Below are 9,123 nucleotides of genomic sequence, written 5' to 3'. Positions count from 1 at the left end.
CCGGTGTGGGCCGGGACCACCGGTGGGACGCCAGACCGAGTCACCGCTCGGGCACCCAAGCGGGTGCAGCGACCCCGTTCCCCGTCAGGAGGTCGCACCTGACGAACTGTTCCCCGACCCGGGCGAGCGCGCAGCGGCCCTCTGCGGGTGTCGAGATGGGCTCGCCGGGGTCCGGGCGGGCCAGCGCGGGCTGGGCCCCGAGTCCGACGGTCGTGAGGAGGATGAGCGACGCGGCGGCTGAGGTGAGCAGTCGGCGCCTGGGCTGGTGAGTGGTCATGTCGGTGTCCTTGCGAGGTGGGTGACGGTCTGACGTCTTCACCGTCGCGCCGCCGGTCCCTCGGGCACATCGGGACCACCCCCTCAGAAACCGGCCCCGAACCCCTCAAAAAGGGGGAAGGCGCGGGACGGTTCCCGGTGGAAGACTGCTCGAGTGGTCACGGCGGTGCGGCCGGAGTCCGGCAGGACCTTCGTGGGCCGGGAGCTGGAGCTCGAGGTCATCGGCTCGCTCTTGCGCCGTGCACGGGCGGGGGAGTTCGGTGCCCTCGTCGTCACCGGAGACGCGGGTGTCGGCAAGACGCGGCTGGTCGAGCGGGCCTGTGAACCGCTGGCCGGGGGTGACGCGCTCGTCGTGCGGGGCACCTGCCTGCCCCTGACCTCGATGACCGTGCCGTTGCTGCCGCTGCGCACCGCGTTGCGGCACCTCCCGACGGACGTGCCGCCCCCGGACCTCGACCGCCCAGCCGTCGTGGGGGCGCCCCTCCCGGTCGCCGTCGACGACTGGCTGGAGGCCGAGTCGGCGCGGCACCCCGTCGTGCTCGTGGTGGACGACCTGCACTGGGCCGACGAGAGCACCCTCGACGTCCTCATGTACGCCATCGCCGGCGTGGCGGACCGACGGCTGTCGATCCTCGCGACCCTCCGGCGCGGCGAGGTGACCGAGGGGCACCCGCTCCAGTCCTGGCTGGCCGACGTCAGGCGGCTGCCGGCCTTCCGTGAGCTCGCCCTCGACCCGCTGGACTACTCCGGCACCCGTGACCAGCTCGCCGCCCTGCTGGGGGCGCCACCGCACGAGTCGCTGGTGAGCGACGTGTTCTCCCGCAGCCGCGGCAACCCCTACCTCACCCGCCTGCTCACGGTGGGGGTCGCACCGGGCGACCGGCACCTCGGCGACGACCTCCCGGACGACCTGCGTTCAGCGGTCCTGCGAGCCTGGCACCGGCTCCCGGCCGAGACCCGCGAGCTGGTGCGGGTGATCGCGGTCGGCGGCGAGGTCGCGGCCGGGCGCGCCCTGGAGCGCGCTGCGTCGCTCGCCGGCCTCGGCGGCGACGAGTCGGTGAGGCTGCTCCGGGCCGCGGTCGAGGCGGGCGTGCTCGACGTCGACCTGCAGGGTGGCTACTGGTTCCACCACCCCCTCCAGGCGGAGGCGCTGGCGGGGAGCCTGCCCCTGGCGGAGCGCCGGCGGCTGCATGCCGCCTTCGCCCGCGCGTGCGAGGCCGACCTCGACGGGCCCGGCGTGGGGGCCGACCCCGCCGAGCGCCGCGCCGCCGTGACCGTCGTCGCCGACCACCACGAGCGATCGGGTGCCGTGGAGGAGGCGTACCGCTGGGCCCTGCGGGCGGCCGACGCCGCCGACGCGGCCGGTGCCGCAGGAGAGGTGGGCGTCACCAGCGAGCAGCTGCGCCTCATCCGCCGCGCGGTCGAGCTGCACGAGCACGTCCCCAACGCGGGCGAGTCGCGGCGCGACCTGCTCGTGCGGCTGCGCGCCGCGGCCGAGCGCCTCGGCGACTTCGAGCAGGAGCTCGGCGCGGTGGAGGACCTCCTGGGGCTCGTGGACGTGCAGCAGGACCCCCTCGTGGCGGCGGAGCTGATCGTGCGCAGCGAGCACCTGCGCATCTCGACCGGGCGGGGCTTCCTCGGCCAGCAGCGGATCCAGCAGGCCGTGGAGCTCAGCCGTCACGCGGCCGACTCATGGCAGCACGCCCTCGCCCTGGCCGAGCTCGGCCGCACGGCGCTGTGGCAGGACGACCCGCAGGCCCGGCGGCACCTGCAGGCGGCCCTCTCCACGGCCCGGAGGTCTGGCCACCCGCAGGCGATGGCCTACGCCCTGGCCGCGAACGCGATGCTGGCCGTCTTCGAGGAGCGCCTGGACGAGGCCGCCGGGCTGGCGCAGGAGGCGGTCGAGGCGGCGGCGGAGGCGCGCGACGGATGGGCCTTCGTCCACGCGGCACTCTGGGAGGCCAACGCCCTCGACACCCCGGTGAACCCGCAGTGGGCCAGGCTGGCCCAGCGGCGCCGCGAGCAGGCCGAGGCCCTGGGCCTGCCGCAGTGCTACGTCGCCTGGTTGTCGGCGTGCGAGGCGGGGTCGTGGCTCTACGCAGGCGACGTGTCCGCCTGCACGGAGCGGCTCCGGGTCGCCCTCGGGTCCGACCCCGGTGCCGGTCCCGACGTCATCACCCGTCTGGTGGCGGCCCGGCTGGCCGCCCTCCAGGGTCGACAGGCCGAGGCGCAGGCGCACCTTGCTCGCGCCGAGGAGCTCTTCGCCGAGACGTCCACCTTCCTGGCCTTCGAGTTCGACGCCGTCCGGGCCACCGTGCGGCTGGGGGCCGGCGACCTGGCCGGCGCGGTCGAGGCCGCGTTGAGCGGTGCCACGGTCGAGGGGGCCCCGCCCACCATGTGCGAGTGGCTCATGCCGCTGGCCGCACAGGCGCTGGCCGACGAGGCGCAGGAGGGGCGAGACGCCGGCCGGCCCGTCGACCGGGTGCTCAGGGACGTCGACGACCTCGTGCGCCGCTTCCCGCACGTCATCGCCGACTCCGGGGGGTCGACCTCCTTCTACCTCAGCGAGGTCGCGGCCCTCGACGCCCTCTACAGCGCGGAGGTCGCCCGCGCCCGACGGGATCCCGGCGAGGTGGAAGCCTGGCTGCGCACGTGCGACCTGCTGCACGGCGTCCTCCCCTGGGAGGAGGCGTATGCCGCGTGGCGGGCCGGGGAGGCCATGCTCACCCGGGCGCACGGCCGGCGGGAGGGCGCAGCGGAGATGCTCCGCCGGGCCCGCGACCTCGCGCGTCGACTGGGGGCCCGGCCGGTCGAGGACGAGGTCCTGTCACTCGCACGGTCTGCGCGCATCCCCCTCGAGGAGGTGCACCCGCCACCTGGGTCGGACGGCGTGCCGCCCCCGTTGGCCGGACTGACGGCACGCGAGCGGGAGATCCTCGAGCACATCGTCGCCGGCCGCACCTACGGCGAGATCGCGCGGGCCCTGGTGCTCAGCGAGAAGACCGTCAGCTCACACGTGTCCAACCTGCTCCGCAAGACCGGTGCGGCCAACCGGGTCGACCTGGCCCGGCTGGCCACCCACGCCGAGTACACGGGTTAGTCGCGGCCCTCTCCACCCCGTGATGGCTCTGCCTGCGACGGCCCGTCGTACTACGCCGAAGGGCGCTTCCTCTCGGTCCACGTGCCGCCCATACTGGAGGCCGTGTCGAGCCGTCGGCGAACGCGTCTGTTCCTCGTGGCCACGACAGGGGTGATCTGTTTCAGCACAGGCCTTGTCGCTGGGTGCGATGGCGGCCAAGCGCCAGCCACGACGGCTTCCGCACGGACCACCGCCTCCGGCAGTGCACCGACGCCGCGCACCACGGGCCCCTCGGCCTCGCCGGCGCCCTCGACCACGTCCTCCGGATCGGCTCGGCCCACCCCGTCGACAGCCGCCGGGCCGAAGGCCAACTCGTTCTTCCCGCTCACCCCCGGGCTCCAGTCAGTTCGGCAGGGGTTCGTCAACAAGGGCAGCAGGCGCCTGTCCCACCGCCTGGTCTTCACCGTCACTGACGTCACCAAGGAGGTCGATGGCATGCGCTCGGTGGTGACCCTGGACCAGGACTTCGACGGTGGCGAGCTGGCCGAGCAGTCGCTCGACTTCTTCGCGGTGAAGCAGGACGGCACGGTGCTGTACGTCGGTTCATACACCGAGGCGTACGAGGGTGGGCAGTTCGTGAACTCCGCGGATGCGTGGCTGAGCGGCGTCCGCGGCGCGCAGGCCGGGACGTTCATGCCGGCCAAACCGAAGGTGGGCACGCCCTCGTTCACGCAAGCGCTCGTGCCGGGTGAAGGAGCGGTGACCGTCGAGGTGACCCAGACCTCTGCCCGCAGGTGCGTGCCCTTCCGGTGCTTCTCCGACGTCGTGGTCCTGCAGGAGGACGGCTCGGAGGACAAGTACTTCGCACCGGGAGTCGGCGGCATCCTGACCGTTCCTCTCTCGGGCGACCCGCAGGAGACGGAAGAGCTGGTCAACGTGGTCGAGCTCAGCAGCTCGGGCCTGGCGGAGATCAGCGCCGAGGTCCTCAGGCTGGACGCCCACGCACGCTCCCAGTCACCGGACGTCTTCGGCGACTCGCCCAGGGCACGTCGGGCGTCCTGAGACATGCTCCCGGCCCCTGAACCCCTGCTGCGGGTTGCGGGCGTGTCCAAGAGCTTTCGTGAGGGCGGAACCGAGTCCGTCGTCCTGAGAGACGCAAGCCTGGAGCTCGCTGCGGCGCAGACCACCAGCATCATCGGAGCGTCCGGCAGCGGGAAGTCCACCCTGCTGGGTGTGATCGCGGGGCTGCTGCAGCCCGAGTCGGGCCGGGTCTTCTACGACGGTTGCGACGTCACCGGCCTGGACGACAGAGCACGCGCCCGGCTGCGGGCCGGGCCCATCGGGATGGTCCTCCAGAGCGACAACCTCATCCCGTTCCTCAACGCGGTGGAGAACGTCGAGCTCGCCATCGCCATCGGGGGTGCCGGCAGGGCAAGGCGGCGTGCCAGCGCGCTGCTGTCCGATCTGGGACTGGCACAGCGGCTGCACCACAGGCCGGGACAGCTGTCGGGCGGAGAGGCCCAGCGCGTTGCGGTCGCCGTGGCGCTGGCGAACGACCCAACACTCCTGCTTGCGGACGAAGCGACCGGCGAGCTCGACGCAGCGACCGCCGAGCGGACGATGGGGCTGATCCTGGACGTGTCCCACCAGCGCGCCCTCACCCTGCTGTACGTGACCCACAACCGCCAGTTCGCAGAGGAAGCACCTCACCAACTGCGACTGGTCGACGGCGAGGTGGGTCCGGCGTGAAGAGCCCGGCCGGGATCAGCATGGAGGCGGTGGCCAAGCACTACGAGACGGCATCCGGGGTCGTCCGTGCGCTGGACGGTGTCACCGTCGACGTGGCGCCAGGCAGCAGTCTCGCCATCACCGGACCCAGTGGCTGCGGCAAGTCGACCCTGCTCGGCCTCATGGGCGGACTGGACCAGCCCACTGCGGGGAGGGTCGTCGTCGGCGGGGTCGAGATCTCCGCTCTGCCGGATGGCCGCCGTTCCGCGCTGCGCCGCGGGCACTTCGGGCTCGTCTTCCAGTCGGACAGCCTGCTGCCATACCTCACGGCGCTCGAGAACGTGGCTCTGCGGTTCGCTCTGGGTGCGGGTGCGGGTGCGGGTGCGGGTGCGGATGAGGGCGCAGGTGGCCCTGAACGCGCCCTCGAGCTGTTGGCCGACCTCGGCGTGCCCGAGTGCGCCGGCAGGCTCCCGGACCAGATGTCCGGGGGGCAGCGGCAACGTGTGGCCGTTGCCCGCGCCCTGGTGACCGGTCCCGCAGTGATCCTCGCTGACGAGCCCACCGGCTCGGTCGATGCGGACAACGCACGCATCATCCTCGAGGCTCTGCTCACTGCCCAGCGATCGAGGGGAGCCACGCTGGTGGTGGTCACCCACGACCCCGACGTGGCCGGCCAGCTGGAGACGTCGGTGAGCCTTGCTGTCGGACGGCTGGTCCCGGACCGGCGGGGCATCTAGTGCTGCGCTACGCCTGGCGCGACCTGGTGCGCAACCCTCGTCGGACCCTTGCGGCGATGGTCGGAGTCATCCTCGGCACCGGGTTGTTCTCCAGCCTCCTGTTCTTCAGTGACGCCTCGGGTGCGACGCTCACGAGGCGGGCGATCGCCCCGCTCGCGCTGGACATGCAGGTGGTTCTCGACAGTCCGCTCGGCCGGGGTCTGAGGTTGGACGAGCGGCTGCTCGGCCCCACCAATCTCGAGCGCGAGGGGCAGGTGCGGCTCGTCATCACGGTCGAGAACCAGGCGTCCCAGCCCGCGAACGACGTTGTGGTGCGCGACGAGCCGCCGCCTCCGTTGAGCTACGTCCCCGGCACTCTGACGTTGGACGGCAGGCCTGTCCCCGACGTCGACGGGCAGAGCGCTCTGGCCCACGGACCAGCCCGCACGGGTCTGAACATCGGAACGGTGCCACCGGCAGGAACCGTCGTCCTGCAGTACCTGGCCAGCGCCGAGGGACCAGTTCCCGCAGTGGCCGAACTGCGCGTCCAGGGCAGGATCTCCAGCCGCGAACAGGTCGAGCCCACGCCCGCCAACGCGCCGCCGCCACCGGGCCTCGAGCGTCTGCAGAACGAGATCCGCAGCATCCCTGGCGTGGTCGCAGCCGATGGCCTGACGCTCGTGGACCTCCCGCCCACCTCCCTGCGGGCAGGTGGTCACACCGTCAGCGACGTCGTCCGCGTCTTCGGGATGGCGCCGGACTACCCGCGGCACCACCCGTCCGTCGTGGTGACGTCTGGCTCGCTCGGGGCCGGGTCGGCCGTCCTGAGCGCAGAGGCCGCTCGGTCCCTGGGTGCAGGGACCGGGTCGACCGTGGTCCTGTCCCTTCCGGGAGGCGCCGCGCCGCTGCGGCTGCCGGTAAGCGGTGTGGCCGACCTCGGCCGGGCGACCGCGCTCTTCTCGAGCAGGAGGGCGAAGACGTTCGAGGACCTCGTCTACGTTCCGCACTCCGTCATCGTCGACCCCGTCACGTTCGACCGTCGGGTCCTGCCCGCGTTCCAGGCGGCTGTGGCAGCACCGGGCAGCGCGGTGAAGAGCCTGCCGCAGTCGGAGGTCGACCTGCTCGTCGACAGGTCGCGGCTCAACTCCGAGCCCGCAGTGGCGTTGACGCAGACGACCGCCATCGCCCGATCGGCTGGCAGCATCGCACCGAAGCAGAGCCACCTCATCGACAACATCTCCAACGCCCTCGACGTCGCCCGGGACGACGCCGAGGTGGGCAGGGCGATGTTCGTGTTCCTCGGAGTGCCCGGACTGCTGCTGGCCGTCTTCCTGACGACCTACGCCGGCAGCATCCTCGCCGCGACGCAACGACGAGAGCACGCCCTCCTGCGGCTCCGCGGGGCCGATGGCGGGCACCTGCGCCGCGTCCTGGCCTGTCAGGCACTGGTGCTGTCGGGGATCGGCGCGCTGCTGGGCACCGGGCTGGGGTTCCTCTCGGTCACGGCCCTCGTGGGGAGTGACGCCGTCCTCGCGGCCACCCCACGAGATCTGATGGCGTCAGGCCTCGTCGCGGTGGGGGTCGGGATGCTGGCCACCCTGCTGGCGCTGGTCGTCCCCGGTGCCCTTTCGCTGCGCGGCGAGATCGCCCGTCAGGGCCACGCCACGGCGGCGGACCCTGTCCCGGTGTGGCGTCGATGGCGGGCCATGCTGACGCTGCTGGTGGTGGCGGCGGTCGCCCAAGGCCTTGCCGTCTCCTCCGGGGCGCTGGACGCTCCGGCAGGGTCCGTCTCCGAGGGGCAGTCGGTCTCCCTGCGCCCCGGCCTCCTGGTGGCACCGCTCCTCGCGTGGCTGGGGGGTACGTTCCTCGCCGCGAGCGCGGTGCAGTCGATGGCGGCTCGGCTGCCCGTCCCGAGCGCTGCATCGTTCGGCCCCCTTCTGCACGGCAACGTGCTGCGGAGCCTGAGAAGACGGCCATGGGCCCTCGCCACGGGAAGTGCCGGGATCGGCCTGGTCCTGGCGCTTGCCACGGCCCTGACGATGTTCTCGGCGACCTACTCGGCCACCAAGCACGCGGACTCACGTTTCACGGTCGGGTCCGACGTGCGCGTCAGCCCCAGTCCACTCAGCTCACTGCCACACCCCACAGGGTCTGCCGCCGGACTGCAGGTCAGCGGTGTCACCGGGGTGACGCCGGTCGTCTTCCAGCCGGGGAACGCCGTCCTCGTGGGCAGGTTCGACCAGGAACGGGTGGACCTGGCGGCGATCGACCCGTCGACCTTCGCGGACACTGCGCCCCTCGTCGACGCCTTCTTCACCGGCGGGTCGGCCTCCGCTGCGATGGCGGCGCTCCGGTCCCGCCACGACGCGCTGCTCGTCGACGAGGAGAGTGCCCGCGGCCTGTCCATCGCGACAGGGGACGAGGTCCAGGTGCTGCTTGCCCGGGGGACGGACCAGCAGACCCTCGAGTCGTTCCACGTCGTCGGGCTCTTCGAGCGTTTACCGGGGTTTCCCGCCGGCACGAACCTGGTGGCGAACCTCGGCTACTACGAGTCGGCGACCCGCCTCACCGAGGCCGACTTCTTCCTCCTCAGGGCGGCGGACCAGAGCTCGGCAGGACTGGCGGGGATCGAGGCGGCGCTGCGCTCAGGCCCAGGTGGGAACGACCCGATGCACGTGGACACCACCGAGACCGTGCTCGACAAGGACCAGTCGAGCCTGACCGCCCTCGACACCCGCAGCCTGGTTGAGCTGGACCTGCTGTTCAGCGCGCTCATGAGCGTCACCGTCGTCGCCATCTTCGTCTTCGGGCTGATGCTGCACCGCCGCAAGGAGTACCTCACCCTCAGAGCGCTGGGAATGCGCGCACGCACACAGTTCGCCCTCGTCATCGCGGAGGCAGGACTGGTGGTGCTGTGCGGCGTGGTCACGGGGGCGGTGGTGGGGATCGGTGTGGGTTACCAGTTCATCCAGGTCCTGCGGCCGCTCTTCATCGTGAGCCCGGTCGTGAGCCTGCCGACAGGGTCGGTCATCGTCCTGGCTCTCGTGCCGGCCCTGGCGGCGATCGTGTCTGCCCTTGCCGCCAACGCTGCCCTGCGGCGCATGCGGCCCACCGAGGTGCTCCGCGAGAGCTGGTGACCCGACCGTCGCGGGAGCCAGCCCCGACACCGCGCGTGCCGCAGGGTCAGCGGCTGACCTTCTCCCACCCCCGCTTCGGCGCCCGGGTGCCCTCCCGGTCCTCGTCACGGCTCCGGTAGACGATGTAGGGGCGGGTGACGTAGCCGAGCGGTGCGCTGAAGACGTGGACGAGCCGGGTGAACGGCCA

General features: G+C 72.4%; 7 protein-coding genes. 5 read left to right on the top strand and 2 right to left on the bottom strand.

Translation table 11 applies throughout. The annotated features are described in order from the left end of the window. Nucleotides 1-40: 40 nt before the first annotated feature. Nucleotides 41-277: a hypothetical protein gene (locus VIB11_RS16875; protein WP_332057231.1), complete on the bottom strand. Its 237-nt coding sequence runs from the start codon at nucleotides 275-277 to the stop codon at nucleotides 41-43. Between the two features lie 153 nt (nucleotides 278-430). Here VIB11_RS16875 and VIB11_RS16870 point away from each other — a divergent pair, with 153 nt between their 5' ends. From VIB11_RS16870 to VIB11_RS16850, 5 genes are all read left to right on the top strand, one after another. After that, entirely contained in the window at nucleotides 431-3,376 is a 2,946-nt protein-coding gene (locus VIB11_RS16870) for a helix-turn-helix transcriptional regulator (protein WP_332057230.1), read from the top strand. Nucleotides 3,377-3,850: 474 nt separating this feature from the next. Continuing rightward, nucleotides 3,851-4,417: a hypothetical protein gene (locus VIB11_RS16865; protein WP_332057229.1), complete on the top strand. Its 567-nt coding sequence runs from the start codon at nucleotides 3,851-3,853 to the stop codon at nucleotides 4,415-4,417. Nucleotides 4,418-4,459: 42 nt separating this feature from the next. Beyond that, on the top strand, nucleotides 4,460-5,104 hold the full coding sequence (locus tag VIB11_RS16860) for an ABC transporter ATP-binding protein (RefSeq protein WP_332057228.1): 645 nt from the start codon (nucleotides 4,460-4,462) through the stop codon (nucleotides 5,102-5,104). Continuing rightward, nucleotides 5,101-5,820, top strand: a complete 720-nt coding sequence (locus tag VIB11_RS16855) for an ABC transporter ATP-binding protein (protein WP_332057227.1) — start codon at nucleotides 5,101-5,103, stop codon at nucleotides 5,818-5,820. The genes VIB11_RS16860 and VIB11_RS16855 overlap by 4 nt, the downstream gene beginning before the upstream one ends. A 56-nt stretch (nucleotides 5,821-5,876) precedes the next feature. Further along, nucleotides 5,877-8,936 (top strand): FtsX-like permease family protein, encoded by a 3,060-nt coding sequence (locus VIB11_RS16850; RefSeq protein ID WP_332057226.1) that lies wholly within the window; start codon nucleotides 5,877-5,879, stop codon nucleotides 8,934-8,936. Nucleotides 8,937-8,982: 46 nt separating this feature from the next. Here the strand turns inward: VIB11_RS16850 and VIB11_RS16845 are convergent. Further along, nucleotides 8,983-9,123 (bottom strand): respiratory nitrate reductase subunit gamma (locus VIB11_RS16845; RefSeq protein ID WP_332032638.1); only part of this gene is annotated, 141 nt, incomplete at its 5' end.

This window comes from Pedococcus sp. (assembly GCF_036554925.1).
Lineage (GTDB): Bacteria > Actinomycetota > Actinomycetes > Actinomycetales > Dermatophilaceae > Pedococcus_A.
The sequence above is the reverse complement of the archived record's forward strand: the minus strand, read 5'-3'. Positions and strand labels throughout refer to the sequence as shown.

Excerpts from the sequence above, each read along its gene's own strand:
- VIB11_RS16875 (WP_332057231.1), bottom strand. The coding sequence starts at position 277 with ATGACCACTCACCAGCCCAGGCGCCGACTGCTCACCTCAGCCGCCGCG.
- VIB11_RS16865 (WP_332057229.1), top strand. The coding sequence starts at position 3,851 with ATGCGCTCGGTGGTGACCCTGGACCAGGACTTCGACGGTGGCGAGCTG.
- VIB11_RS16850 (WP_332057226.1), top strand. The coding sequence starts at position 5,877 with ATGGTCGGAGTCATCCTCGGCACCGGGTTGTTCTCCAGCCTCCTGTTC.